Source organism: Streptomyces sp. NPDC094032 (assembly GCF_040303965.1).
In the GTDB taxonomy this organism is placed as follows: Bacteria; Actinomycetota; Actinomycetes; order Streptomycetales; family Streptomycetaceae; genus Streptomyces.
Genome location: NZ_JBEOUE010000012.1, coordinates 29,325 through 53,604 on the forward strand (window position 1 = coordinate 29,325; position 24,280 = coordinate 53,604).

The following is a 24,280-nucleotide window of genomic DNA, read 5'->3' on the forward strand; positions in this document are numbered from 1 at the left end:
TCCCCCTCCGAACCCCCGAACCTACACGCACGCAGCCCCCCACCGTAGGACGGCGAGGGGCTGCGCGAAGTTGAGCGGTGCCGGTACTAGTACCAGCGGTTGGCCTGCCAGAAGGACCAGGCGCCGCAGGGGCTGCCGTAGCGGCCGTCCATGTAGCTCAGGCCCCACTTGATCTGGGTGGCGGGGTTGGTCTGCCAGTCGGCGCCGGCCGTCGACATCTTCGAGCCGGGGAGCGCCTGGACCAGACCGTAGGCGCCCGAGCCCGCGTTGACGGCCCGGTAGTTCCACCCGGACTCGTGGTCCACGATGTTGCTGAAGCACTGGAACTGGTCGGCCGGGATCATCTGGCGAGCCATCGCCTTGACCTCGGAGACGCTGTACGAGCCCTGGGCGGCGAAGCTGGTGGCGTCGCGCACGGCGGAACGGCTGGCGCGCTCGGCCTCGGCGGCCTTGTCCTTGCGCTCCTGCTCGGCCTTGTCGGCGGCCTTCTTCTTGGCCTCGGCGTCCTTGGCGGCCTGCACGCGGGCGGCTTCCTCGGCGGACTTGCGCACGAGGGAGTCGGCGGCGGCGGCCTGCACGTCGGCCTGCTCCGCGAGGGAGGAGACCTGTACCTGGGCCTGCTCGCCCGCGGGAATGTCCGCGAGCAGCGTGGTGTCGGCCGCGGTGGCCTCGAAGTTGTCGTCCGAGGGCTGCGCGACATTGCCCGACGCAACGCCGACGACGGCGCCTACAGTGGTGACCGCAGTGGCCGAAGCCACCGCGAATCCCCGGACCGAGATCCGGCTCACACGGTTTCCTTCCAGCATCGCCCGCGCAGGTGACCAAGCGGGCGAAATCGTGCCCCTCGCGCTGGTCTCCGAACTGCTGGGTCACAGAAGACACGGGCCCGTGGTGCTGTGGGCGGCATACGGCTGACGGCTGTTCAGTTGTGTGGTGCCGCACCCCTGAGGGTGCACCTGTGCCGTATGCGGGGCCTGACGGAAGCAAGACTCTGCCGGACGCCGACACCGCAAGGCAATTCCGTACTGCGTGTGAAAGCTCACACCTGAACAGGTGCACGGGTTTTGGCCGATACGGCGGACAACGCGGCGCCGCCCGGCTAAGCTCCTGCGCTTTGCCGGGCGGCGCCAACTGCGGTGCGTTTCAGGTCAGATCTGCCCGTCCTCCAGCATTTCGGTCACGAGCGCGGCGATCTGCGAGCGCTCGGAGCGGGTGAGCGTGACGTGCGCGAAGAGCGGATGCCCCTTCAACTTCTCGACCACGGCGACGACTCCGTCGTACCGGCCGACCCGCAGGTTGTCGCGCTGGGCGACGTCATGGGTCAGGACCACCCGGGAATTCGCCCCGATCCTGGACAGAACGGTCAGCAGGACGTTCCGCTCCAGGGACTGGGCCTCGTCCACGATGACGAACGCGTCGTGCAGCGAGCGGCCCCGGATGTGGGTGAGCGGCAGCACCTCCAGCATGCCCCGGCCGAGCACCTCCTCGATCACGTCCCGGCCCGCCACGGACGAGAGGGTGTCGAAGACCGCCTGCGCCCAGGGGCTCATCTTCTCGGCCTCGGTGCCCGGCAGATAGCCGAGCTCCTGGCCGCCGACCGCGTACAGCGGACGGAAGACCATCACCTTCTGGTGCTGACGGCGCTCCAGGACCGCCTCAAGGCCCGCGCAGAGCGCGAGCGCCGACTTGCCCGTGCCGGCCCGGCCGCCCATCGAGACGATGCCGACGTCCGGGTCGAGCAGCAGGTCGAGCGCGATCCGCTGCTCGGCGCTGCGGCCGCGGATCCCGAAGACCTCCCGGTCGCCCCGGACCAGCCGTACGCCGCCGTCGGCCGCGACCCGGCCCAGCGCCTTGCCGCGCTCGGACTGGAGGACCAGACCGGTGTGCACGGGCAGCTCGGCCGCCTCGGGCACGTACAGCGTCTCCTGGTCGTAGAGGATGTCGACCTGGTCGGCGGAGAGGGCCAGCTCGGACATCCCGGTCCAGCCGGAGTCCGTGATGGCGAGCTCCGCCCGGTACTCCTCGGCGAGGAGGCCGACCGAGGACGCCTTGATGCGCAGCGGCAGGTCCTTGGAGACGACCGTGACGTCGTACCCCTCGGCCTGGAGGTTGCGCGCGACGGCGAGGATCCGGGAGTCGTTGTCCCCCAGCCGGTAGCCCGCCGGGAGGACGCCGGGGTCCGAGTGGTTCAGTTCGACGCGGAGCGTGCCGCCCAGCTCCCCGATGGGGAGGGGGGCGTCGAGGCGTCCGTACCGGACCCGGAAGTCGTCGAGGAGGCGCAGGGCCTGCCGGGCGAAGTAGCCGAGCTCGGGGTGGTGCCTCTTGGCCTCCAGCTCGGTGACGACGACGATCGGGAGCACGACCTCGTGCTCCTCGAAGCGGGACATCGCGCCCGGGTCGGCCAGCAGGACGCTGGTGTCGAGAACATAGGTGCGCCTGTCGGACAAGCGGCGCTTAGTGCTGGTCACCACGGAAGGACAGACCCCCTTCGAGCACCCCGGTCAGATCGGGGTGCGACGGCTCCGCCCACGGTGGAGCCGCCGTCGCTGCGGAATGGGACCGGGCTCAGGCCGCGATGCGCGGGCCGAGCTCCGGCCCTCCGCGTCGTCCGTACATGTCCTGCACGGTCGTCCTGGTGCAAAGGGCCTCCCGGGTGGCGGTCTCCGTGCCGCTCACTTCACCAGGGATATGCCCTCCCGCACGCGCCGTCATGCCAGGGCATATGACGGCGTGTTCATGAACGACCGGTGACGGGAGGTGAAGGGGATGCCGGTGGTGCCTCAGGAACCGAAGCGGCGGTGCCGGGCCGCGTAGTCGCGCAGCGCGCGCAGGAAGTCGACCTTGCGGAAGGCCGGCCAGTGCACTTCGCAGAAGTAGTACTCGGAGTGCGCGCTCTGCCACAGCATGAATCCGGACAGGCGCTGCTCGCCGCTGGTACGGATCACCAGGTCGGGGTCGGGCTGGCCGCGGGTGTAGAGGTGCTCGGAGATGTGCTCGACGTCGACGATCTCCGCGAGCTCCTCGAAGCTGGTGCCCTTCTCCGCGTGCTCCAGGAGCAGCGAGCGGACCGCGTCCGCGATCTCCTGGCGGCCGCCGTAGCCCACCGCGACGTTCACGAGTATCCCCGTGTTGTCGTGGGTGGCCTGCATGGCCTCCTTCAGCACGGACTGGGTGCGGGCGGGCAGGAGGTCCATGGTGCCCACGTGGTGCACCCGCCAGCGGCCGTCGGCGGCGATGGCCCGGACCGCGTCCTCGATGATCCCGAGCAGCGGGACCAGCTGCTCCTCGGGGCGGTTCAGGTTGTCGGTGGACAGCATCCAGAGGGTGACGACCTCGACGTCCGTCTCGGAGCACCAGCCGAGCAGTTCCTGGATCTTGTCCGCGCCGGCCTTGTGACCCTGCTCGGGGGTGCCGCCGGATGCCTTGGCCCAGCGGCGGTTGCCGTCGAGGATGACACCGATGTGCTTGGGCACCTGGGCGTGGTCGAGTCGGCCTTCCACCCGGCGTGCGTACAGCCCGTACACCAGGTCACGCAGGTTCACCGTTCTTTACCCCTCCATGAGTGTCGGCCCCCCGAAGCCGCCACATTACTGCGCACGGGTCACGGGCTCCCAGCCCGGGACTGTCACAAGTACGTGATAAGGAGAGATACGTGACTGATTCCCCCCTGTACCGCGCCGCCGCGAACCGCTACGACTCCATGGAGTACCGCCGCACCGGCCGCAGCGGGCTCAAGCTGCCCGCGATCTCCCTCGGCCTGTGGCACAACTTCGGCGACGACCGCACCCTCGACTCCCAGCGCGCGATCCTGCGCCGCGCCTTCGACCTGGGCGTGACCCACTTCGACCTGGCGAACAACTACGGCCCGCCGCCCGGCTCCGCCGAGCTGAACTTCGGCAAGATCTTCGCGCAGGACTTCGCGCCCTACCGGGACGAGCTGATCGTCTCGACCAAGGCGGGCTACGAGATGCACCCCGGGCCGTACGGCGAGTGGGGCTCCCGCAAGTACCTGATGTCGTCGCTCGACGCCTCCCTGAAGCGGATGGGCCTCGACTACGTCGACATCTTCTACTCGCACCGCTTCGACCCGCACACCCCGCTGGAGGAGACGATGGGGGCGCTCGCCTCCGCCGTCCAGCAGGGCAAGGCGCTGTACGTGGGCGTCTCCTCGTACACCGCCGAGCAGACCGCCGAGGCCGCGCGGATCCTCAAGGAGATGGGCGTCCCGGCCCTGATCCACCAGCCCTCGTACTCGATGATCAACCGCTGGACCGAGGACGACAACCTGCTCGACACGCTGGAGGCGGCCGGCATGGGCTGCATCTCCTTCGTGCCGCTGGCGCAGGGGCTGCTCACCAACAAGTACCTGAAGGGCATCCCGGAGGGCTCGCGGGCCACCCAGGGCAAGTCCCTCGACCCGAACCTGCTCTCCGGCGAGGTGCTGCGCCGGCTGCGCGGTCTCGCGGACATCGCCGAGCGGCGCGGGCAGTCGCTCGCGCAGCTCGCGCTGGCCTGGGTGCTGCGGGACGAGCGGATGACCTCGGCGCTGATCGGCGCGTCGAGCGTGGCCCAGCTGGAGGAGAACATCGCGACCCTCGCCGGCGCTCCGCTGTCGGACGAGGAGCTGAAGGAGATCGACTCCTTCGCCGTCGACACCGAGGGCGCCAACATCTGGGCCGGCCGGGGCTGACGTACCCCCGGGGGGCATCGGCGCCGAGCCGGGGCCCGGCGGGGCGCGGAGAAAAGAAAAACGGGCCGGTCCGTGGGGGGGATACGGACCGGCCCGAGGGGGGGTTTCCACCATAACCCTTCATTAGTGTTGCTGCGCGCCACGTGCGCCGCCCGGAGTGTCGCGGATTCGCCGGAGGCCAAGCGGCACAAGGGCTGTGGGGATCTGTGGCGGGTTTGCGCCCGGGCATGGCGGCGGAATCGGTACCTCCGACGGGGGACCCCCGCGCCGAGTCGCCCGGTTGACGCGGTCGCGCAGGTCAGGACGGGGTACGCGGGGTCCGCGCGCGGTGCAGCAGGGTGATGCCGTCACGGCGGGCGACGAGCTCGTAACCGTGCAGGCGGCGCGCGTCCCGGAGCTCGGCGAGCTGCTGGGGCAGCGGGTAGGGCCAGTGCCCCGGCTTGTACGGCCAGGCCTCCGGGGCCTGGTCGTCGTGGATGATCCACTCCGCGGTCGGCGGCGGGAGATCCTCCCGGGGGTACGAGTAGAGCCGGCCGCCGACCGGGAAGCTGGGGAAGAGGACGACGGCGCAGCGCGAGGTGAGCTGGGGGGCGAGCCGGTTGGACGCGGCGACGGTGGCCCCGTCGGGGATCTCGTCGAGCAGCGCGCGGGCGGCCCGCAGATGCCCGGTGGTGTGCCAGGTGGCCCGCTGGGCGAGCTGGGCCAGCGGGAACGAGGGCAGCAGCACCGCCGTCACGGCGAGCACGGTGGCGAGCGGGGCGCGGAGCCTGCGCGGGTCGGTCTCCCGGCCGAGGACGTCCACGAGTCCGGCGAAGACGATCGGCATGAGGATCGCGCTGTAGTGGAAGGCGGTCCCCCAGTGGAAGCCGTTCTCCGAGGCCATCCGCCAGGCGAGGGTGGGCAGCGCGATCAGCGTGAGCGGGGAGCGCAGGGCGAGCAGCGCGGACGGGGCGAGGACGAGCACGAGGGTGGTGGCCTTCGTCTCGGGGCGCAGCAGGTCGAGCGGGGCGTGGGCGAGGGCGCCGAGGAGCGAGCCGTGGGCCGCGGCGAGGTTGCCGCCGTGGGCGTAGCCGCCGGTGGGATCGAGGGCGGGCAGCAGGACCTTGATCTCCAGGAGCGAGCCGAGCAGGCCCGCGGCGGCGGTGCCGAGGCCGAGCCGGAGCGCGCGCCGGCCCCCTTTGAGGGCGATGTAGCCGCCGACGGCGGCGAGGGTAAGGCCCAGGTCCTCCTTGACCAGGAGCAGGGGGGCGGCCCAGCCGACGGCGGTCCGCCAGCGCTGCCGGCCGAGCGCCTCCAGGGAGAAGGCGAGCAGGGGTACGGCGAGCGCGACCTCGTGGAAGTCGAAGGCGGCGGCGGAGGCGACGCCCCAGCTCAGCCCGTATCCGGCGGCGACGACATGGGCGGCGCGGCGGCCGAGCGCGCGGGCGGCCCAGCGGGCGAGCGGGACGACGGCGAGCGCGAGCAGCGCGGACTGGGCGACGAGCAGGGTGAGCGGCGAGGGCCAGAGGCGGTAGAGCGGGGCGAGGGCGGCGAGCAGGGGGTGGAAGTGGTCGCCGAGGAGGTTGAAGCCCTCGCCGCGCAAGGGGGCGACGGGGGCGCGGAGTTCGGCGTAGGCGCGGACGGCCTGCTCGAAGATGCCGAGGTCGTATCCGGTGGTGCGCATGAGCTGGTGGCGGCGTACGGCGACGGTCGAGTAGAGCAGGCAGAGGGCGAGGGCCCAGGTCCAGGGCAGGGCGGCCGGGCGCCGGTACCAGGGGGTGGGGGCGGAACGCTCCGGCCCTCGCCTGCCTGACGCCGGTTTGTCAATGATTGTCCGCATATGGGGTGATGCTAGGGAGTCCCTTCAGGGGGCGGCGGTGAACGCGCCGAGGAGCAGCCCGAGGAGGGCGCCGCCGAGCATGAAGGGGCCGAACGGGATCGCGGAGCCGCGGCCCGCCCGCCGGGCGAGGACGAGCCCGAGGCCGTACAGCGAGCCGAGCAGGAAGCCCGCGAAGGCCCCCGCGAACAGGACGCCCCACCCGTACCAGCCGAGGGCGGCGCCGAGCGGGACGGCCAGCTTCACGTCGCCGAAGCCCATGCCGTCCGGGTGGACCAGGAAGAGCAGCAGATAGCCGCCGCCGAGGACGAGCGCGCCCAGCAGGGCGTGCGCCCAGGATCCCGCCGCGTACGGCAGGAGCGCGGCGCCCGCGAGCAGCAGCGGCAGCGCTCCGGCGAGCGGCAGGGTGAGCCGGTCGGGCAGCCGGTGGACGCGCACGTCCACCCAGGCGAGCAGGGTCCCGAAGGGCGCGACGAGCAGCCACACCACCAGCTCGGGCCGCGGCCCCCCGGCCGCCGCGGCGAGCGCCGCGCAGGCCAGCGCGGTGAGCAGCGGCGCGGCGGCGGGCACGGCGGTGGTGGCGCACCCGCCCCGCCCCGGGCCACCCAGCCAGCCCCTGCCCGGACCAGTGAAGGGGTGCCCGGCGGGACAGCGGTCGCGCCAGGGCTCGTCGGCGGCGACGGAGAGCCGGTACGCGGCCCGGGGGACGAGACGGCCGACTGCCCCGCCCCACAGGGCGGCGGCGACGACGAGAGCGATCCAGGGGGCGTCCACGGAGCGACCCTAGGGCCTAGGGTCGGGGCCATGGGGTGGACTTCTGGTCGCGGGGCCTGGCGGGACGGGGCGGGGCTGCTGATCGTGCCGGGGGGCGGGGAGGTGCCGCTGGATATCGCCGCTTCCTATAAGGCACGGCGGCGGGGGCTGCTCGGGCGGGACGGGATCGCGGGCGCGATGCTCCTCACCCCGGCCAACAGCGTGCACACCTTCGGCATGCGCTTCACCATCGACGTCGCCTATCTGGACCGCTCGCTGACCGTCCTCGACGTGGTGACCATGCGCCCGGGCCGCCTGGGCCTGATCCGCCCGCGCGGCCGGCACGTCCTGGAGGCGGCGGGCGGCGCGATGGCGGGGTGGGGGCTGCGGCGGGGCGTGCGGGTCACGGTGGACCGGAGCCCAGCAGGGTGAACGCGCCGTAGACCGCCGAGCCGAGGGCGAGGACCGCGAGGATCGGCACGGCGGTACGGGTCCGCAGCCGGGCCAGGGCCACGGCGGGCGGCAGGAGGAGGCCGAACGCGGGCATCATCAGGCGCGGCCGGGAGCCGAAGTAGGCGGCGCCGACCAGGGAGATCACGACGACCGTGAGCGAGTAGACGAGCAGCGGGAGCGGCTGGCGCTGCCGTACGCACAGGGCGGCCAGCCAGCCCAGCAGGCCGAGCGCGGCGCACAGGCCGAGGGCGGCGGGCCAGGGCAGTCCGGCGATGAAGCGGGCGAGGGCGACACCGCCGTCGATGGAGTTGCCCCAGGCGGCCTGGACGTCGAAGTAGGCCGTCGCGCTGCCCTGCCGGAGGCCGACGTAGACGATGTACGCGAGCCAGCCGAGCGGCGCGAGCAGCGCGCCCGCCACGACGGGGGCCCGCAGCCGGCGCTCCCGTACGACCGTGACCAGGGCGGTGATCCCGATCGCGGCGATCAGCGCGGCGGCGGTCGGCCGGGTGAGCCCGGCGAACACGCACAGCGCGCCCGCGAGGATCCAGCGCCCGCGCAGCACGGCGAGGACCGACCAGGCGGCGAGCGCGGTGAAGAGGGTCTCGGTGTACGCCATCGACTGCACGAACGCGGTCGGGTACACGCCCCACAGCACGGCGAGCACGACCCCGGCGCGCTTCCCGGCCACATGCGCGCCGACCGCGTAGATGCCCCAGGCGGCGGCGAGCGAGGCGGCCCAGGAGACGAGCAGCCCGGCGGTGGGCACGTCGACGGGGAGGACGGTGGAGACGGCCCGTTCGAGCGCGGGGAAGAGGGGGAAGAAGGCCAGGTCGGCGTGGACGCCGCCGTCGGGCAGGGTGACCTGGTAGCCGTATCCGTGCTCGGCGATCCTGGTGTACCAGACCGCGTCCCAGCGCCCCATGAGCCGGTGCAGCCCGTCCTTGCCGGTGGCCGCCGCGACGACGGCGAGCGCGGCGAGACCGAGCAGACGGGTGGCGGCGTAGCCGCCGAGGGCGGCCCAGGGCGGGGCGGGGGTGGTGCGGGACATGCGCTCGATTATGTCCGGCGCCTCCGCGCTCCCAGCGGCTAGCCCAGGGGGCGGATCCTCAGGAACTTCGCCGAGAGGGCCGGGCCGAGCTGCCCGGCGATCTCGTGGCCGGGCTCCGGCGGGGAGGGCAGGTCGCCCAGGAACGAGGTGACGATCACCTCGTCGATGCCGAGGACGCCCCGGCAGCACTGCTCCTCCAGGAAGTCCAGGGTGCGACGCCAGCGGTCCTGGTCCTCCAGGAAGGAGCTGACCGTGCCCTGGACCACGTCCCAGAAGAAGACGTGGGGCAGGACATCGCCCTGTGTGAAGACGTGCGACTCGTACGCGTCCCGGAACTCGGGGACGCGGGCGACGAGGTCGCTGACCAGTTGGACACTCGCGGTCGTGGTCGTCATCGGCTGCCCATTTCGGACGTCGAAAGCGCTCTGTAGCTGTTGCTCTTCCGACCAGCATGCTCCTCCTGAAGTGCCCCGTCCCGTCACTTTTGCGCTTTCCTGACGACGTCTTATGACGGGTTTTCCACAGGGGGTGCGAAAGATCCCCCATCCGTGGATCCTTGCGCATATGTACGAGTTGGTGAGACTCGCCAGGGGCGGGGTGCTGCTCACGGTGTGGGCGCTCGCCGCGGGCTGGCCGCGGGGCCGGGCGGCTGCGCGGGGACGGGTGGCAGCGGATCTGCCGGGGCGCGTGGGCGGTCCCGGGGAAGGAGGTGGACTGGAGGGTGCGGGCGGGCGCGGTCCAGCTGCTCCGCCCCGACCTTGTATGCAGTCACCGCACGGCGGCGGCAGTGCACCGGATCGAGCTGCTGACGGAGGGGCCTGCGCCACTGGAGTTCACGGCGCGCGGAGGCGGGGCTTCCGCCGGCTGGATACGGGTGTACGGGAGCGCCTGTCTGACGGACCGTGACCGGGTGGTGCGGCGCGGGCTGCGGGTGACGCGCCCGGCGAGGACGGTCGCCGACCTGATACGGGCCGCCGCCACGCGCGAGGCGGCGGTGGTGGTCGCGGACTCGGCGCTCTCCCGCCGCTTCGTGGCGGGCCTGCGCCGGGAGCCGGTCGTGGGCCGGGAGGAGCTGGCCGAGGCGCTGGCGGTGCCGCGCCGCCCGGGCGGCCCTCGGGCCCGGGGCTGGCTGCCGCTGGCCGAGCCCGGGTCGGGCTCGCCCGCCGAGACGGTCGCGCGGCTGCGGATGCGGGACGCGGGCCTGTTCCCGGAGACGCAGCCCGCACTCCGCACGGCCGCGGGCCGCCCGCTGCACCCGGACTTCTACTTCCGCGCCGCGGGCCTGGCCGTCGAGATCGAGGGCTTCGCCTTCCACGGCACCCGCCAGGCCCACGAACGGGACGTCCAGCGCTTCAACGAGCTCCAGAACTGTCCGGGCGTACGACGGGTGCTGCGCTTCACGGCACGCGAGGTGTTCGAGCACCCTGAGCGGATGACGACGACGATCCGGGAGGCACTGGGGGCACTCGGCGCCCCGTGACGCCGCCCGCCGTCACCCGGCGCCGCCCGGGGCGGTGGTCCGGGGGAAGGAGACCTCGACGCGGCGGTTCTTCTTGCGGCCCTCCTCGCTGGAGTTGTCGGCGATCGGGTAGTCCTCGCTGTAGCCGCGGATGTCGAAGGTCGTCCCCGGGTCGAGGTTCTTCGCCAGTTCCTGCTGCACGGCGTCGGCGCGCTTCTTGGAGAGGGTGAGGCCGTGCTCGTACGACCCGAGGTTGTCGGTGAAGCCGAAGACGCGGACGCGGCCGGAGCCCTGCTTGTTGATCTCGGCGGCGATGGCGGCGATGCGGGCGGTGGCGGCGGGGCTCAGCTTGGCGCTGTCCTTCGCGAACAGCACCTCGGCCTGGAGCGCGAACGTCACGTCGACGTTGGTGTCCTCGCGGCGCTGCTCGCCACCCTGCTCCTCGACGATCTGCTTGATGTCGAGGATCTTCGCGGGGGCGAGGGTGGCGCCGTCGGGGAGCATGAGCGCGGGCGAGTTGGTGTCGATCGGGGGCGGCGGGGAGGCGCTGCCGGCCGCGCCCGGCGGGTCGTCGGCCCGCGCCGTCCCGACGACACCGGCGGTACCGGCGGTGCCGGAGAGCAGGACCAGGGTGGCGGTGAGAACGGCGAGTCGGCGGGATGTCGTCGTCATGGCTGCGCCCTCAGGAGAGCTTGATGGTGGCGGGGTCGAAGGTGGGGAGCTGGAGGGAGACCTCGGTGGTGGTGGGGGGTGGGGCGGGGAATTGCATGAAGACCTCCGCCGACGCCCCGGCGCCGAGGATGTCCAGTCCTGTGGTGGTCAGCGGCCGCCCGTCCGTGTCGCGCAGCACGTAGTAGCGCTTCTTCCCCTGGAGGTCCACGAGCGTGGCCCCGCCCAGGGAGTTGCCGTGCTTGAGCACCTCCGTCTCGTCGCCCCGCGTGCCCGCGGGAATGGCACGGCCCTTCTCCGAGGTGTTCTTCAACGAGCCCTTGACGGTGAGGAATCCGCCCGCGTCCCGGTCGGCCGAGGTGATGGCCAGCTGGAAGCCGTCCTGTCCCTTGAGGACGGCGATCGGCTCGGCCGGCTCCTCGGACTGGGGCTGTGTGTTCCCGCCCGCCGTCTTCTGGGGAGCCGCCGTGGTCGCCTTCGGCTTGTCCTGCTGCGCCTGCTGCGCCTCACCGCCGCAGCCGGTGAGGCCGAGGACCAGTCCGGCCGCCATGGCCACGGCGGCCACTCCTCTGCCGGCCTTCGTTGCGTGCCGCACACTCATGAGAACAGGGTCCTTCGCTCGTCAGTCGGCCAGTCGGACGGTAAAGAGCTCGGCCGCGTCGGGCAGCCTCGGGCGCTCGGGGTCGATCGTCCACGCGACGCCGTCGCAGACCAGGCCGGTGATCGGCGCCGGTTCAGGGCTCGGGGTGGGGGTCGGTTCAGGTGTGGCCGTGCCCGTCGGGTCCGGGGTCGCCGGGGGCTCGGTCGTGGGGGGCGGTGGCGGCGGGTCGGGGGGTTCGTAGGTGCAGCGGGGTTCCAGAACGGCGGTCGCCGTCGCCGAGGCGTGCCGGTCGGCCGTGCCGGGGACCACCGAGTCGCCCACGGTGCGGAGCGTGCGGATCGTCACCCGGAACCCTTCCTCGCCCGACAGGCGTACACATCCGTCGCCCCAGAGCTCGGCGTCGTTCTTCCTCGCGAACTCCGCCGCGTACCGGCACGCGGCGCCCGTCCCGTACTCCTCGCCCCGCAGATACGCGTCCCACTCGGCCGGATCGAGGATCACGTCGAGCCAGCCGTCCCGGAGCTGTTCCCTGGCGTCCTGGACTGCGGCCAGCGCGGCGGCGTCCGCCGCGGTCTGCCCGCTGTTGCGCACGACCGCCGCCTGCCCCACGGCGAAGTAGACGAACGCGAGGAAGAGCAGGGCCGCCACCACCGTGATGTACACGGGGAAGGCCTGTCCCGCCTCCGGGTCCCTGCCGGGCGGCACTACTTGATCAGTTCGGCGATCTTGTTCGAGATGGCCGTCTTGATCGAGGACCCGATGTCCGTTCCCGTGATCGCGACCACGATCGCCACCACCACCACGATGATCCCCAGGTACTCGACCGCCGTCTGCCCCCGGTCCCCGCCCCTCCTGGACCAACTCCCGGTGTGCACCCGAGCCTTGGTCAGGAGCTTCAGCAGCGCGTCGTTCATGGTGTTCCCCTCCGTGTCCGGCGACGCGGGCAGGGTACGCCGGGCGGGTGGGGTGTTCACAGGGTCCGTAGGCCCAATCACGGTGGGTAGTCATGACGCCGTCCTCGTGCCGAGCCAGGAGGCGATGGCTTCGCCGCGGGTGGTGCTGTCGAGTTTGGCGAAGATGCGGTTGATGTGGTTCTTGACGGTCTTCTCGGTGATGAAGCACGTGGCGGCGATCTGCTGGTTGGTCATGCCCGACGCGATCAGGTCCATCACCTCCGCCTCCCTCGCGCTCAGGCCGAACCGTCCGACAGGAGATTGCACTTGCGAAGTTGGATTTCTGAAGCGCAATATATTGGAGACAGTTGAGCCAGCGCCAGTGTGTGCAGTCGCACGCATGGCCCGTAAGAGATCGTCCACCGTGAACGCGCCGTGGACCAGGTGCGGGACCCCGTCCGCCGCCTCCGTCGCCGCCGCCGTGTGCGTCAGGAGCAGCACCGGGGACAGGGACGTCAGCGGGGGCAGGGGCATCGGGCCGTCCAGGACGATCAGGTCGGGGGCCGTGCGGCGGGCCGTCGTGAGCGTGTCGTGGGGGGTCCCGGTCACCGCGACGACGCGGAGGTCGGCACGGAGGGACAGGAGGGCCGTGAGGCCGGCCCGTACCACCGGGTTCGCGCTCGCCACCAGGACTCTCATCGCGGTCCTCATTCGCCCGTGATCGAGCCGAAGTCGGTGCCCGTACCGAGGAACAGGCCCGCGCCCAGCAGGATCATCGTCGCCGGGACCATCAGGGTCGTGATCACCATCGTCGCCTTGGGAACCGCCTTCGCCGCCTTGCGCCGCGCGTTCTGCGCGTCCGTGCGCCGCATGTCGTTGGCGATCTGGATCAGGGTGTCGACGATCGGCGCGCCGAGCTCCTCGCCCTGCTGGAGCGCCGTGACGAACTGCGCCACCTGCTCCGAGTCGTTGCGCCGCCGCAGTTCGTCGAAGGCCTGGCGGCGGCTGACGCCCATGTCCATCTGGCGCAGGGTGATGCGCAGTTCGTCGGCCCACGGGCCCTCGTACTTCTCGGCCACCCGCTCCAGCGCCTGGCGGAAGCCGAGCCCCGCGGAGACGACGACGGCGAGGACGTCGAGGAAGTCCGGCAGGGTGCGCTCGATCTGGTCCTTGCGGATGCGGACGGCGGACCAGATGCCGACCTCGGTCCAGAACGCGCCGAAGGCGAAGAGCAGGGCCGCGGCCAGGAACGAGCCCCTGCCCAGCATCAGCAGGCCGCCCAGCGCGCCAAGGACGCCGTAGACCGCGCGCCGGGCCCCGTACCGGTCGATCGTCAGGCCGCCCGGATTGCCCGCGAGGTCGATCCGGCGGCGCACCGAGTTGACCCGCTTGGGGCCCATCAGCCGCAGCACGGCGGGCGACCAGCGCATCCCGAGCCGGTCGACGAGCGAGTCGACGGCGCCGGTACGGGTGGCGCCGACCTCCAGGGCGAGCTGGAGGTCGGCGGGCAGCTTGGCGTCCGCGCGGTAGAGGCGGACGCCGTAGCAGGCGCCGGCGACGGAGAGCCCGGCGAGCAGGGCGAGCAGCAGTTCCACGGTCACACGCCCCTACACGTCGATCTTCGAGAAGCGGCGGATGGCCACGAAACCCACCCCGTAGAGCGCGAGGGCGATCACCACGGCCAGTTGCCCCAGGCCCGAGCCCGTCATCCGGTCCAGCGCGCCCGGCTGCATGTTGTCGATGAGCAGCAGCGAGCCGACCCCGATGACCGGCACCGCGTACGCCGTGAGGCTCACCTGCGACAGCTGGGTGCGGACCTCGCGCCGGGTCTCCTTGCGCTCCTCCAGCGTCTCGGTGAGGTTGCGCAGCGAGGAGACGACGGTGCCGCCGGCCCGGTTGGCCAGGACAAGGGTGGTGACCAGGACGACGAGTTCGCGCGACGGCAGGCGCTCGGCCAGCTCGCCGAGCGCGTCGTCCACGGAGGTGCCGACGGCGAGCTGCTGGGCGACCTTCTCCAGCTCGTCGCCGGCCGGGGCCTCCAGCTCGTCGGCGGCGAGCGAGAGCGCCATCCGCAGGGCGAGTCCGGCCTGGGTGGCGTTGGCGAGGATGCGGGAGAGCTCGGGGAGCTGATTGATGAACTTCTCGATGCGCTTCTGCCGCTGCCAGTTGAGGAAGCCCATCGCCACCCACACGCCGAGGAAACCGCAGATCGGGCCGAAGAAGGGGGACAGCAGGGCCTGGCCCACGATCCACAGCACGGCGACCGTGGCCGTCATGTACACCACGAACTCACCCGGCGTGACGTCGAGTCCCGTGGCCGAGATACGCAGTTCCAGCCTGCGCCCGAAGGCGGTACGGCGCACCCGCCGGTCGATGCCCCGGAACGGGCGGCGGCGCCCTCCCGTACCGCCCTCGCCGCCCTCGCCGGTCTGCGACAGGCGGGCGATCAGCGCGGCCCGCTGGGCGGCCCCGCTCGCGTACGTCTGGATGCCGAGCACGGCCAGGACGCAGCAGATCAGCGCCACGCCCGCGGTCAGCAGTGTCGGATTCACGTCGGCTTCCTTCCCTCTTCCTTCCCTACTTCGCTTCCCGCACGGCCAGTTGTTCGTCGTACGCGGCCACGCCGAAGGCCTGCGGGACGGGCTGTCCCGCCATGTAGAGCCGCTGGGCGACCCGGCGCGGCAGCGGGTGGTACGCGAACTCCCCGTACACCCGTCCGTCGGCCGCGAGCGGCTGTGCCCGGAAGCCGCAGACGGTGGCGAGGAGGTAGCGCTCGCGCCCGTCGGAGGCGAGGATCGCGATCTCGGTGATCCGGCGGGTGCCGTCGGGGTGCCGGGTGAGCTGCACGAGGACGTCGACGGCGCTGTTGATCTGGTCGCGCAGCGCCTCGAAGGGGACCTTGACCTCCGACATCGAGGCGAGGGTCTGGAGCCGCATGAGGGCGTCCTCGGCCGAGTTGGCGTGGACGGTGGCGAGCGAGCCGTCGTGTCCCGTGGACATCGCCTGGAGCATGTCCAGGGTCTCGCCGCCGCGGACCTCGCCGACCACGATCCGGTCGGGGCGCATCCGCAGCGAGTTGCGCACCAGGTCGCGGATGGTGACCGCGCCCCGGCCCTCGATGTTGGGCGGGCGCGCCTCCAGGCGGATGACGTGGGACTGCTGGAGCTGGAGCTCGGCGGAGTCCTCGATGGTGATGACCCGCTCGCCGTCGGGGATGAGCCCGGACAGGGCGTTGAGCAGGGTGGTCTTCCCGGTGCCGGTCGCGCCGGAGACGATGATGTTGAACTTCGCCTGGACGAGCCCGGAGAGCAGCAGCAGCATCTGCTCGTCGAGCGAGCCGAGGCCGACCATCTCGTGCAGGGTGTACGCGCGGGGGAAGCGGCGGATGGTGAGGGTGGCCCCGGTGAGGGCCAGCGGCGGGATGATGACGTTGACGCGCTCGCCGGACGGGAGCCGGGCGTCGACCATCGGATTCGACTCGTCCACCCGCCGGTTGACCGTCGACACGATCCGCTCGATGGTCTGCATCAGCTGCTCGTGCGAGGCGAAACGGAGCGGCAGGAGCTCGACCCGGCCGGCCCGCTCGATGTAGATCTGGTCGGGGCCGTTGACCATGATCTCGGTGATCGAGGCGTCTTCGAGGAGCGGTTCGAGCACGCCGAGCCCGAGTGCCTCGTCGACCACCCGGCGGATCAGCTGGGCCCGTTCGGCCGTCGACAGGACGGGGCCCTCGCGGCTGATGATGTGGCCGAGGACCCGTTCCAGGCGGGCCCGGCGCTCGGCGGCGGCGAGCGCGGACATCTCGGTGAGGTCGATCTCCTCCAGGAGCTTGGCCCGGAAGGACGCGACGAGGTGTCCGTCCTCCCGGCCGCCGCCGGCCCCGGTCTCCTCGGGGTGGCCGATACGGGACCTCAGGCTCATGGCCGGTCCTTCCGGGTCTCGTCGGGCAGGGGCATGACGGCGCTCCGCCGCACGTCGCCGAAGTGCACGAAGGGGATGAGGGAGGGGACCTTGACGACGACGGTGGCCACCCCGCCGGCCACCTTCACGCGGCTGCGGCTCGCCGCCCAGCCGCTCATCGCCGCCTTCCCCGCGACCTCCGGATCCGGTACGGAGCGGGGGTCGTCGACACTGGCCGCCCGCGCCGCCGCCCGCGCGCCCGTACCGGCCTGCTGGGCCACGTAGGCGGCGATGCCGAACTGGACGCCGACGAGACCGACGAGGAGGAGGATCGGGAGGAAGCCGAGGTACTCGATGGCGACTTGGCCCCGGTCGCGGCGCCGGGAGGCGGGCGGGGCGGGGCGGGGGGTGATGCGCGGGGCGGTGCGCGGCGCCGTACGCGTGGCGGTGCGCGGCGCCGTACGCGTGACGGCGCGCGGCGCGGTGCGTGGGGCGATCGGCTCGACCGTCAGTCGCCTGACCATCCGCCGCCCGACCACCCCTCGCCCGACCATCCGTCGCCCGACCACCCCTCGCCCGACCATCCGTCGTCTCATCCCCGCTCCCCCTCCCACACGGCCCCCGCCTCGCCCTTCACGTCGAACGGGAAGCTGACCGCGCCCGGGAAGAGCACCGGCACCCGCAGCGTGACCGTCGCCCGGACCAGCCCGCCGTCCCGGGCGCAGCCCGCCGAGGCCTTCGCGGCCCATGCCCCCTCCAGGTGCCGTTTGGCCGCCGCGCCGCAGTCGTCGCCGACGGCGCCGGCCCGGGCCGCCTCGTCCGCCGCGTTCCCGGCGAGGGTGAAGGTGTAGCCGACCAGGACGCACTGCCACAGCAGCACCAGGGTGAGCAGGATCAGGGGCAGCATGCCGACGAACTCGACCGCCACCTGTCCCCTGTCGTCCCGCTCGGCGAGCCTCATCTCAGCGCCCCGCCCCGCGCCGCCGCAGCCCGAGGGCGCCGCGCTCCCCGCCCCGTACGAGCTCCTTGCCGCGCGGCGCGGGGACACCGGCCTTCACGAGGCCCAGCTCGCCGGCGAGCGCCCACAGCGCCTGCTTGACGGTCGAGCGGGCGTCCAGGTCGTGCAGGCGGCCCGCGTCGACGACGGCGGCGAGCTCCTTGAAGTGGGCGGGGACGGTGACGCCCGCGATGCGGGTGCCGGTGATCTTCTGGACCAGGGGCGGCTGGATCTCGGTGGCCCGCTGGTGGCGGTTGACCAGCAGGGTGGTCTCCTCCGGTTTGCGGACCTGGAGCCGGTCCCACATCCGTACCGCCCGCTTGGCGGCCCTGACCGCGACCACGTCGGGGGTGGTCACGAGAAGAGCCGTGTCGGCCATCTCGACGGCGGCGGCGCCCGCCCCGTCGAGGTGGGTGCCGCAGTCGATGACGACGACCTCGTAGCGGCCGCGCAGGGCGCTGACGATCTGGCGGGCGGCGCGGTCGGTGACCTCCTCGGCGCGCTCGCCCTCGGCCGGGGCGAGGAGCAGGCTGACGCCGGTCTCGTGGACGAACACGGCGTCCTGGAGGACCCTGGGCGAGATGTCGTCGACGGCGGCGAGGTCCGCGAGCGAGCGGCGGAACTGGACGTCCAGGTAGGAGGCGACGTCGCCGCCCTGGAGGTCCATGTCGACGAGGGCGACGGTGTGGCCGGAGGCGCGGGCGGCGAGGGCGAGGTGGACGGCGGTGACGGTGGTGCCGACGCCGCCCTTGGCGCCGCTGACGGTGACGACCCGGCCGCCGGGTCCGGTGAGGGCCTCGGTGCCGCCGCCGAGGTGGCGGCGGACCCCGGTGGACCACTGGGCGGCGGCCTGGACGCGGCTGGCCAGCTCCTCGTAACCGAGGGGAAGGGTGACGAGGCCGCGGGCGCCGGAGTCCATGGCGGCGGAGAAGAGCACCGGGCTGGCGTCGGCGGTGATGAGGACGACGCCGACGGCGGGGAAGCGCAGGGCGACCTCGCGGATCAGCTCCAGCGCCGGTACGGGCCCGATCCGCTCGTGGACGAGGACGACCTCGGGGAGTTCGTCGAGGGACTCGGCGGCGAGGCGGGCCAGGGTGTCGACGAGCTGGGTGGAGTCGGCGACCGGGGAGGCCGGTTCGGCGTCGGGGAGCTGGCCGATGAGGGTGGTGACCGCGCGGGCCGCGTCCGCGTCGCCGACCGCCGGCAGGATCCTGGTGGTCATGCGGGGCCTCACTTGTCCTTGTTGAGCGTGTAGGTGCGGTCGCGGGCGTCGGGCGGGGTGCTGCCGCCGGGCGCGACGAGGGCGAGGCGGACGTGCTGGGCGAAGGACTCGGCGTAGGCGACGCGCTGGGTGTCGACGGTGGAGAGCGCGAAGGTGATCGGGACGGCCTCGGTGGCCCGGTTGCGGTCCTCGCGGTCCGGGGTGAGGGCGGTGAGTTCGCCGACGTCGATGACCCGGGCGCCGGCCACGATCATCTTGGACTGGGCGGCCTGGCCGCCGCGTTCGCCGGCGAAGGTGGCGTAGATGTTGACGGTGGCGCCGGGGGTGATCTTGCCGGCCACTCCGGTGGCGGCGTCGATCATGATGGCGATCTCCTGCTGGCCGGCTTCGAGCGCGGGGCGCTTGACGATCATGTCGCTCTGGAGCAGCGAGCCGGCCTTGAGGGTGGTGACGGCGATCTTGCCCTCGGTCTGCGCGAGGTCGGTGACGGCGGTGGCCGGAAGCCAGCGCTCGGGCATCGTGATCTTCTCGAACCGGCCGGGGCCGAGCGGGGTGTACGGCTTGATGTCGTCCTTGACGCGGTACGCGGTGACCTCGGGTCCGACCTTGGAGTTCACGTCGCTGATCACCGAGAGCACCCCGGCGAAGGCGCCGAGGGCGCACAGGACGGAGAGCAGCAGCAGGATGACACCACGGCGCTGGCGGGAGTTCATGGCCGTACTACCTCGATCGTGGACGGGAACGGACGGGAAGGGGCGGGAGGGGGCGGAGGGGACGAGGAGGGGCGGGGGCTAGCGGGACAGGGGCGCCGCGATCGGTTCGGCCGTGGGCAGCGGGGCGGCGCAGAAGCCGCAGCGGTCGCCGATGAGCTCCATCCGGCACCAGTGGCAGGTCTCCCGCCGTACGGAGGCGACCAGTTGGTACAGGACGGACAGGTCGGAGAGGTGGGCGGCGAACTCGACCAGCTTGCCCGTGCCCCACCAGCGCGGCGAGGACTCGGGCAGCGTGGTCTCCTGGACGGCGCGGACCTGCCAGCGCGGGGCGAGCACGGTGGCGGGCCAGTCGGTCTGGAGCTGGCCGCGGGCCAGCACGAGGTCGGTGGTGAACTCGGGTCCGGTGAGGATGTCGGGGGCGCCCGGCCGGCCGGACCGCGACCCGGCTCCGGACGCCTGCCCGCCCCCGGAGCCGATCCGGACGAGCTCGGCGACGGGACCGGCGAGGACGCCGAACTGGGCGCCGGGCAGCCAGCCCTTGACGTGCGAGGTGAGCCCGACGGGGACCCGGTCCAGCTTGGCGACGGAGCCGAGGACGGCGCCCGCGTACACGTAGTGGGTGAGCAGCCGGGCGGCGGAGGCGAGGACGCCGGGGCTGAAGTCGCAGCCGGAGAGCTGGCGCAGCTGGCGGACGAGGACGGCGGCGCCGAGCGGCGGCAGCTCGGTCCTGACGATCGCGATCCGGTCGGATTCGAGCAGCGAGCGGACGGTGTGCAGCCGCCGCTCCTCCGCGGCCGGGGCGGAGGCGGGGCAGACGACGATCACATGCCCGTGGCGTTCGAGCAGGAGCTGTGCGTCGGCGACGGCGGCGTCGAGCGGCCGGGTCGCGGGGCCCGGCAGGACGGCGGCGGGGGGTGTCTGGGGGTCGGTGGGCGGCAGCACCAGATCGGGGCTGGTGACCGCAATCGCTGTCGGCACGCCGGGCTCCCCCGATCCCTCACTGACCACTACTTGCTGCGTTCGCAGCGTCACGCCTCTGCACTTTATCCACGTCCCCCGGGGTGGTGAACAGACAATCCTTCAAGCTCCGTCACTTTCTCGGCCGCCCCCTCCCGTCACGCGCGTCCGCACGCACCTCGCGGCGCGCCTCGCGGGCGTCGGCCCTGAACTGCGGTTACCGCCAGAGGTCTTGACAAGCCGATTGGTCTGGACCAGCTTGTTCCCCCGACGGTGGCCACCGTTCCGCACCCCCGTACGAAGGCGTACGGCCTCCACCCCTCCCCGATCCCCACTCCCCCACTCCCCCCTCCCGGAGGCAGCAAGTGGACCGCACCACCAGAGCCGCACTGGCGCTCGCCGTCGGCGCCGGGCTCGTCCTCGTCGGCGGTACCGGCGTCGCACAGGCCGCGGACGTCAACAACGCCAAGAACGCCGGCTTCGAGAACGGCCTCGCCAACTGGTCCTGTTCCGCGGGCAGCGGCGCCGTCGTCTCCTCGCCGGTACGCACCGGGGCCGGCGCCCTGCGCGCCACCCCGGCGGGCCTCGACAACGCCCAGTGCACCCAGACCGTGGCGGTCAAGCCCAGCTCCACGTACACCCTGAGCGCATGGGTGCAGGGCGGTTACGCGTACCTCGGCGCGACCGGCACCGGCACCACCGACGTCTCCACCTGGACCCCGGACAGCGCGGGCTGGAAGCAGCTGACGACCACCTTCAGCACGGGGGCGAACACCACCTCGGTGCAGATCTACACGCACGGGTGGTACGGCACGGCCGCCTACTCCGTCGACGACGTGAGCGTCTTCGGGCCCGACGGAGGCGGCGGCACCGACCCGCAGCCGACGATCCCGGCCGTCCCCGCCGGCCTCGCCGCGTCCACGCCCACCTCCACGTCCGTCCCGCTGACCTGGGGCGCGGTCTCCAACGCGACCGCCTACAAGGTCTACAAGGACGGTGCTCTCGCGACCACGGTCAACAGCGCCTCGGCCACCGTCACCGGCCTGACCGCCAACACGACGTACCAGTTCCAGGTCTCCGCGACCAACGCCGCCGGGGAGTCCGCGAAGTCGGCCGCCGTCTCCGTGAAGACCGCCCAGGTCACCGACCCGGGCCCCGGCCCGGCCGTGCCCAAGCACGCGGTGACCGGCTACTGGCAGAACTTCGACAACGGCGCCGCCAAGCAGAAGCTGCGGGACGTCCAGGCGCAGTACGACATCATCGCCGTCTCCTTCGCCGACGCCACCACCACGGCCGGCCAGCTCACCTTCAACCTGGACCCGGCGGTCGGCTACGCCTCCACCGCCGACTTCAAGGCGGACATCGCCGCGAAGAAGGCGGCCGGCAAGTCCGTCATCCTCTCGGTCGGCGGCGAGAAGGGGAACGTCACCATCAACAGTGACGCCTCCGCGACCGCCTTCGCCGACAGCGCGTACGCCCTGATGCAGGAGTACGGCTTCAACGGCGTCGACATCGACCTGGAGCACGGCATCAACTCCACGTACCTGACCAAGGCGCTGCGTCAGCTCTCCGCCAAGGCCGGTTCGTCGATGGTGCTCACGATGGCCCCGCAGACCATCGACATGCAGTCGACCGGCACCGAGTACTTCAAGACCGCGCTCGCCGTGAAGGACATCCTCACGGTGGTCAACACGCAGTACTACAACAGCGGCGCGATGCTCGGCTGCGACGGCAAGGTCTACAGCCAGGGCTCGGTGGACTTCCTCACCGCGCTCGCCTGCATCCAGCTCCAGGGCGGCCTCGACGCCTCCCAGGTCGGCCTCGGCGTGCCCGCCTCGACCCGGGGCGCGGGCAGCGGCTACGTCGACCCGCAGATCGTGAAGAACGCGCTGGACTGCCTGGCCAAGGGCACCGGCTGCGGCACCTTCAAGCCCGCGCAGACCTACCCGAACATCCGGGGCGCGATGACCTGGTCCACCAACTGGGACGCGACGGCCGGCAACGCCTGGTCGAACGCGGTCGGCCCGCACGTCCACGGCCTCCCGTAGCCACCGGAACTCCCTCCCCCCTCCCCCCTTCGGGGGAATCCCCCGCAGCGCCGCCGCTCCCCCGGCGGCGCTGCGCCGTTTCCCGGGTCCGGGGCCGGAAGAATGTGGCCGAACTCCCCCGCTTGACCGGTCCATGCCATAGCCGCACCATGTCAGCACCGCACGACCGTCTGTCGCACTCCCCCACACTCCCCACCCAGGAGACAGCATGCGACTTCGTATCCGCGGAAGAAGGTCCGCCGCACTCGCGGGCCTCCTGGCGCTCGCCCTCGCGGCGCCGATCTCCGCCCTCGCGACACCTGCCGGGGCCGACCCGGCACCGGCCGCCGCCACCCGCGGCGGGGACGAGGTGATCCGGCAGTACGAGATCGCCGGACCCGCCACCCCCGCCGAACGCACCGCCCTCGCCGCCACCGGCGTCTCCATCGACGAGGTCGACGCCCGCTCGGTCGTCGTCAGCGCCAACGCCCAGCAGGTGGCCCACCTCAAGAGCCTCGGCTACCGCGCCGTCGCCCTGCCCGCCCCGCCCGACCGGGGCAAGTCCGCCACCAGCGCGCTGGGCCCGCTCGACTTCCCCTCCGCCGACGCGAAGTACCACAACTACGCGGAGATGAACGCCGAGATCGACCAGCGCCTCGCCGCCTACCCGTCGATCATGAACAAGCGGGTGATCGGCAAGACGTACCAGGGCCGCGACATCATCGCCATCAAGGTCAGCGACAACGTCGCCACCGACGAGGACGAGCCCGAGGTCCTCTTCACCCACCACCAGCACGCCCGCGAGCACCTCACCGTCGAGATGGCGCTCTACCTGCTGCGCGAGCTGGGCGCCGGCTACGGCACCGACCCCCGGATCACCAACATGGTGAACAACCGGGAGATCTGGATCGTCCCCGACCTCAACCCGGACGGCGGCGAGTACGACATCGCCACCGGCTCCTACCGCAGCTGGCGCAAGAACCGCCAGCCCAACTCCGGTTCCTCGTACGTCGGTACGGACCTCAACCGCAACTGGGACTACAAGTGGGGCTGCTGCGGCGGCTCCTCCGGCTCCAAGAGCTCCGAGACCTACCGCGGCACGGCGCCCGAGTCCGCGCCCGAGGTGAAGGTCGTCGCCGACTTCGTCCGCTCCCGGGTCGTCGGCGGCAAGCAGCAGATCAAGACCGGCATCGACTTCCACACCTACAGCGAACTGGTCCTGTGGCCCTTCGGCTGGACCACCGCGGACACCGCCACGGGCATGACCCAGGACGACCGCGACGCCTTCGCCACGGTCGGCCAGAAGATGGCCACGAGCAACGGCTACACGCCCGAGCAGTCCAGCGACCTGTACATCACGGACGGGTCGATCGACGACTACCTGTGGGGCGCGCAGAAGATCTTCGCGTACACCTTCGAGATGTACCCGACCGACTCCTGGAGCGGCGGCTTCTACCCGCCCGACGAGGTGATCGAGCGGGAGACCAGCCGCAACCGGGACGCCGTGCTCCAACTCCTGGAGAACAGCGACTGCATGTACCGCTCGATCGGCAAGGCCGCGCAGTACTGCTAGCCGGCCTTGGCGTCGTCGTCGAAGTAGGCGTCCAGCACGGCGTCGAGCTGTGACTCCCACTCCGCGATGTGCCCCCTGGCCGGTGCCTCGATCTCGATCGGGTACCAGCGCCGGTCAGGGGTGTGCACGGTGACGGTGAACCGCTTGCCGAAGCGCCCCGACGCGGTCTCGACCGCGCCGATCTCGTCCCAGCGGAAGTCGCAGCTCTCCTCGTCGAGGCTGAGCCGTACGCCCTCGCCGTCGGCGACGATCCGGGCCCGCCGGTCGGCGGCCTCGAAGACGGGCCCGTCGGGATCCGGCTCGAAACCACTCTCGGGCACCGCGTCCTCGACGACATCGACATCGACATCGACATCGACATCGGTCTCGACCGCGTCACTCACCGCCGGTCCTGTCTCCGCCGGTCCTGTCTCCGCCTCCGGGCGTGGCCCCGTGATGCCGGGGACGAACGCCGGATCGGCCGCGGCGCCTTGAAGGGGCGGAATGCTGCTGGGTCCTGTGCTCTGCTC

26 protein-coding genes are annotated in these 24,280 nt (G+C 72.2%); 5 read left to right on the forward strand and 21 right to left on the reverse strand.

Going from position 1 to position 24,280, the window contains the following annotated elements; translation table 11 throughout:
* Positions 1-86: 86 nt before the first annotated feature.
* The 3 genes from ABTZ54_RS18425 to ABTZ54_RS18435 form a co-directional block, all read right to left on the reverse strand.
* Positions 87-788 carry an aggregation-promoting factor C-terminal-like domain-containing protein gene (locus ABTZ54_RS18425; RefSeq protein ID WP_502997265.1) on the reverse strand — a complete coding sequence of 234 codons (702 nt, stop codon included), beginning with the start codon at positions 786-788 and terminating at the stop codon, positions 87-89.
* Positions 789-1,148: 360 nt separating this feature from the next.
* Positions 1,149-2,471 carry an RNA 5'-3' helicase PhoH2 gene (gene phoH2, locus ABTZ54_RS18430; RefSeq protein WP_351664327.1) on the reverse strand — a complete coding sequence of 441 codons (1,323 nt, stop codon included), beginning with the start codon at positions 2,469-2,471 and terminating at the stop codon, positions 1,149-1,151.
* A 309-nt stretch (positions 2,472-2,780) separates the two neighbouring features.
* A complete protein-coding gene (locus ABTZ54_RS18435) occupies positions 2,781-3,542 on the reverse strand; it encodes an isoprenyl transferase (protein WP_351664329.1) in 762 nt (253 codons plus the stop codon).
* A 110-nt stretch (positions 3,543-3,652) separates the two neighbouring features.
* On the opposite strand from ABTZ54_RS18435, the gene mgrA reads away from it, so the two are divergent.
* Complete coding sequence (gene mgrA / locus ABTZ54_RS18440; protein ID WP_351664331.1) at positions 3,653-4,690, forward strand: L-glyceraldehyde 3-phosphate reductase; 1,038 nt, start codon at positions 3,653-3,655, stop codon at positions 4,688-4,690.
* A gap of 298 nt (positions 4,691-4,988) precedes the next feature.
* Here the strand turns inward: mgrA and ABTZ54_RS18445 are convergent, their stop codons facing one another.
* Positions 4,989-6,509 carry a DUF2079 domain-containing protein gene (locus ABTZ54_RS18445; RefSeq protein WP_351664333.1) on the reverse strand — a complete coding sequence of 507 codons (1,521 nt, stop codon included), beginning with the start codon at positions 6,507-6,509 and terminating at the stop codon, positions 4,989-4,991.
* 24 nt (positions 6,510-6,533) lie between these two features.
* On the reverse strand, positions 6,534-7,280 hold the full coding sequence (locus tag ABTZ54_RS18450) for a prepilin peptidase (RefSeq protein ID WP_351664335.1): 747 nt from the start codon (positions 7,278-7,280) through the stop codon (positions 6,534-6,536).
* Positions 7,281-7,310: 30 nt separating this feature from the next.
* On the opposite strand from ABTZ54_RS18450, the gene ABTZ54_RS18455 reads away from it, so the two are divergent.
* Positions 7,311-7,691 (forward strand): DUF192 domain-containing protein, encoded by a 381-nt coding sequence (locus ABTZ54_RS18455; RefSeq protein ID WP_351664337.1) that lies wholly within the window; start codon positions 7,311-7,313, stop codon positions 7,689-7,691.
* Here the strand turns inward: ABTZ54_RS18455 and ABTZ54_RS18460 are convergent.
* Positions 7,663-8,760, reverse strand: a complete 1,098-nt coding sequence (locus tag ABTZ54_RS18460; protein WP_351664339.1) for a glycosyltransferase family 39 protein — start codon at positions 8,758-8,760, stop codon at positions 7,663-7,665. The genes ABTZ54_RS18455 and ABTZ54_RS18460 overlap by 29 nt on opposite strands.
* A gap of 38 nt (positions 8,761-8,798) precedes the next feature.
* A complete protein-coding gene (locus ABTZ54_RS18465) occupies positions 8,799-9,155 on the reverse strand; it encodes a hypothetical protein (RefSeq protein ID WP_351664341.1) in 357 nt (118 codons plus the stop codon).
* Between the two features lie 392 nt (positions 9,156-9,547).
* Between ABTZ54_RS18465 and ABTZ54_RS18470 the strand changes: the two genes are divergently transcribed.
* Complete coding sequence (locus ABTZ54_RS18470) at positions 9,548-10,240, forward strand: endonuclease domain-containing protein (RefSeq protein ID WP_351664342.1); 693 nt, start codon at positions 9,548-9,550, stop codon at positions 10,238-10,240.
* Between the two features lie 12 nt (positions 10,241-10,252).
* Here ABTZ54_RS18470 and ABTZ54_RS18475 read toward each other — a convergent pair whose 3' ends face one another.
* The 13 genes from ABTZ54_RS18475 to ABTZ54_RS18535 all read right to left on the reverse strand — a co-directional run bounded on the left by ABTZ54_RS18475 (position 10,253) and on the right by ABTZ54_RS18535 (position 20,192).
* The gene (locus ABTZ54_RS18475; protein ID WP_351664344.1) at positions 10,253-10,891 is read right to left on the reverse strand and encodes an OmpA family protein; all 639 of its coding nucleotides are present in this window, start codon (positions 10,889-10,891) and stop codon (positions 10,253-10,255) included.
* A 10-nt stretch (positions 10,892-10,901) separates the two neighbouring features.
* A complete protein-coding gene (locus tag ABTZ54_RS18480; protein WP_351664346.1) occupies positions 10,902-11,489 on the reverse strand; it encodes a hypothetical protein in 588 nt (195 codons plus the stop codon).
* Positions 11,490-11,510: 21 nt separating this feature from the next.
* Entirely contained in the window at positions 11,511-12,194 is a 684-nt protein-coding gene (locus ABTZ54_RS18485; RefSeq protein WP_351664348.1) for a pilus assembly protein TadG-related protein, read from the reverse strand.
* Positions 12,194-12,403: a Flp family type IVb pilin gene (locus ABTZ54_RS18490; RefSeq protein ID WP_351664350.1), complete on the reverse strand. Its 210-nt coding sequence runs from the start codon at positions 12,401-12,403 to the stop codon at positions 12,194-12,196. Before ABTZ54_RS18490 ends, ABTZ54_RS18485 begins: the two co-directional genes overlap by 1 nt.
* Before the next feature lie 90 nt (positions 12,404-12,493).
* On the reverse strand, positions 12,494-13,081 hold the full coding sequence (locus tag ABTZ54_RS18495) for a response regulator transcription factor (RefSeq protein WP_351664352.1): 588 nt from the start codon (positions 13,079-13,081) through the stop codon (positions 12,494-12,496).
* Positions 13,082-13,089: 8 nt separating this feature from the next.
* Positions 13,090-13,977, reverse strand: a complete 888-nt coding sequence (locus ABTZ54_RS18500) for a DUF5936 domain-containing protein (protein ID WP_351664674.1) — start codon at positions 13,975-13,977, stop codon at positions 13,090-13,092.
* A 12-nt stretch (positions 13,978-13,989) separates the two neighbouring features.
* Positions 13,990-14,934, reverse strand: a complete 945-nt coding sequence (locus tag ABTZ54_RS18505; protein ID WP_351664354.1) for a type II secretion system F family protein — start codon at positions 14,932-14,934, stop codon at positions 13,990-13,992.
* Positions 14,935-14,959: 25 nt separating this feature from the next.
* Positions 14,960-16,303 (reverse strand): TadA family conjugal transfer-associated ATPase, encoded by a 1,344-nt coding sequence (locus ABTZ54_RS18510; protein WP_351664356.1) that lies wholly within the window; start codon positions 16,301-16,303, stop codon positions 14,960-14,962.
* Positions 16,300-16,806, reverse strand: coding sequence for a TadE/TadG family type IV pilus assembly protein (locus ABTZ54_RS18515; protein ID WP_351664358.1), 507 nt, complete (start codon positions 16,804-16,806; stop codon positions 16,300-16,302). Before ABTZ54_RS18515 ends, ABTZ54_RS18510 begins: the two co-directional genes overlap by 4 nt.
* A 68-nt stretch (positions 16,807-16,874) precedes the next feature.
* Positions 16,875-17,243, reverse strand: a complete 369-nt coding sequence (locus tag ABTZ54_RS18520) for a TadE/TadG family type IV pilus assembly protein (protein ID WP_351664360.1) — start codon at positions 17,241-17,243, stop codon at positions 16,875-16,877.
* Between the two features lies 1 nt (position 17,244).
* Positions 17,245-18,501: a CpaE/TadZ family protein gene (locus ABTZ54_RS18525; protein ID WP_351664362.1), complete on the reverse strand. Its 1,257-nt coding sequence runs from the start codon at positions 18,499-18,501 to the stop codon at positions 17,245-17,247.
* 8 nt (positions 18,502-18,509) lie between these two features.
* Positions 18,510-19,214 carry a Flp pilus assembly protein CpaB gene (gene cpaB, locus ABTZ54_RS18530; RefSeq protein ID WP_351664364.1) on the reverse strand — a complete coding sequence of 235 codons (705 nt, stop codon included), beginning with the start codon at positions 19,212-19,214 and terminating at the stop codon, positions 18,510-18,512.
* 78 nt (positions 19,215-19,292) lie between these two features.
* A complete protein-coding gene (locus tag ABTZ54_RS18535) occupies positions 19,293-20,192 on the reverse strand; it encodes a hypothetical protein (RefSeq protein WP_351664366.1) in 900 nt (299 codons plus the stop codon).
* A 344-nt stretch (positions 20,193-20,536) separates the two neighbouring features.
* On the opposite strand from ABTZ54_RS18535, the gene ABTZ54_RS18540 reads away from it, so the two are divergent.
* Both ABTZ54_RS18540 and ABTZ54_RS18545 read left to right on the forward strand, forming a co-directional pair.
* The gene (locus ABTZ54_RS18540) at positions 20,537-22,219 is read left to right on the forward strand and encodes a chitinase (RefSeq protein ID WP_502997266.1); all 1,683 of its coding nucleotides are present in this window, start codon (positions 20,537-20,539) and stop codon (positions 22,217-22,219) included.
* 208 nt (positions 22,220-22,427) lie between these two features.
* Entirely contained in the window at positions 22,428-23,771 is a 1,344-nt protein-coding gene (locus tag ABTZ54_RS18545; protein WP_351664368.1) for a M14 family metallopeptidase, read from the forward strand.
* Here ABTZ54_RS18545 and ABTZ54_RS18550 read toward each other — a convergent pair.
* The gene (locus tag ABTZ54_RS18550) at positions 23,768-24,154 is read right to left on the reverse strand and encodes a hypothetical protein (RefSeq protein ID WP_351664370.1); all 387 of its coding nucleotides are present in this window, start codon (positions 24,152-24,154) and stop codon (positions 23,768-23,770) included. The two genes, ABTZ54_RS18545 and ABTZ54_RS18550, sit on opposite strands and share 4 nt — an antisense overlap.
* Positions 24,155-24,280 lie beyond the last annotated feature (126 nt).

What these genes read in the sequence shown, in the direction of transcription:
- ABTZ54_RS18545 (WP_351664368.1), top strand. Translation starts at nt 22,428, where the DNA reads ATGCGACTTCGTATCCGCGGAAGAAGGTCCGCCGCACTCGCGGGCCTC.
- ABTZ54_RS18520 (WP_351664360.1), bottom strand. Translation starts at nt 17,243, where the DNA reads ATGAGGCTCGCCGAGCGGGACGACAGGGGACAGGTGGCGGTCGAGTTC.
- ABTZ54_RS18515 (WP_351664358.1), bottom strand. Translation starts at nt 16,806, where the DNA reads ATGGTCAGGCGACTGACGGTCGAGCCGATCGCCCCACGCACCGCGCCG.
- ABTZ54_RS18460 (WP_351664339.1), bottom strand. Translation starts at nt 8,760, where the DNA reads ATGTCCCGCACCACCCCCGCCCCGCCCTGGGCCGCCCTCGGCGGCTAC.
- ABTZ54_RS18510 (WP_351664356.1), bottom strand. Translation starts at nt 16,303, where the DNA reads ATGAGCCTGAGGTCCCGTATCGGCCACCCCGAGGAGACCGGGGCCGGC.
- ABTZ54_RS18445 (WP_351664333.1), bottom strand. Translation starts at nt 6,509, where the DNA reads ATGCGGACAATCATTGACAAACCGGCGTCAGGCAGGCGAGGGCCGGAG.
- ABTZ54_RS18490 (WP_351664350.1), bottom strand. Translation starts at nt 12,403, where the DNA reads ATGAACGACGCGCTGCTGAAGCTCCTGACCAAGGCTCGGGTGCACACC.
- ABTZ54_RS18495 (WP_351664352.1), bottom strand. Translation starts at nt 13,081, where the DNA reads ATGAGAGTCCTGGTGGCGAGCGCGAACCCGGTGGTACGGGCCGGCCTC.
- ABTZ54_RS18465 (WP_351664341.1), bottom strand. Translation starts at nt 9,155, where the DNA reads ATGACGACCACGACCGCGAGTGTCCAACTGGTCAGCGACCTCGTCGCC.
- ABTZ54_RS18475 (WP_351664344.1), bottom strand. Translation starts at nt 10,891, where the DNA reads ATGACGACGACATCCCGCCGACTCGCCGTTCTCACCGCCACCCTGGTC.
- ABTZ54_RS18455 (WP_351664337.1), top strand. Translation starts at nt 7,311, where the DNA reads ATGGGGTGGACTTCTGGTCGCGGGGCCTGGCGGGACGGGGCGGGGCTG.
- ABTZ54_RS18525 (WP_351664362.1), bottom strand. Translation starts at nt 18,501, where the DNA reads ATGACCACCAGGATCCTGCCGGCGGTCGGCGACGCGGACGCGGCCCGC.
- cpaB (WP_351664364.1), bottom strand. Translation starts at nt 19,214, where the DNA reads ATGAACTCCCGCCAGCGCCGTGGTGTCATCCTGCTGCTGCTCTCCGTC.
- ABTZ54_RS18480 (WP_351664346.1), bottom strand. Translation starts at nt 11,489, where the DNA reads ATGAGTGTGCGGCACGCAACGAAGGCCGGCAGAGGAGTGGCCGCCGTG.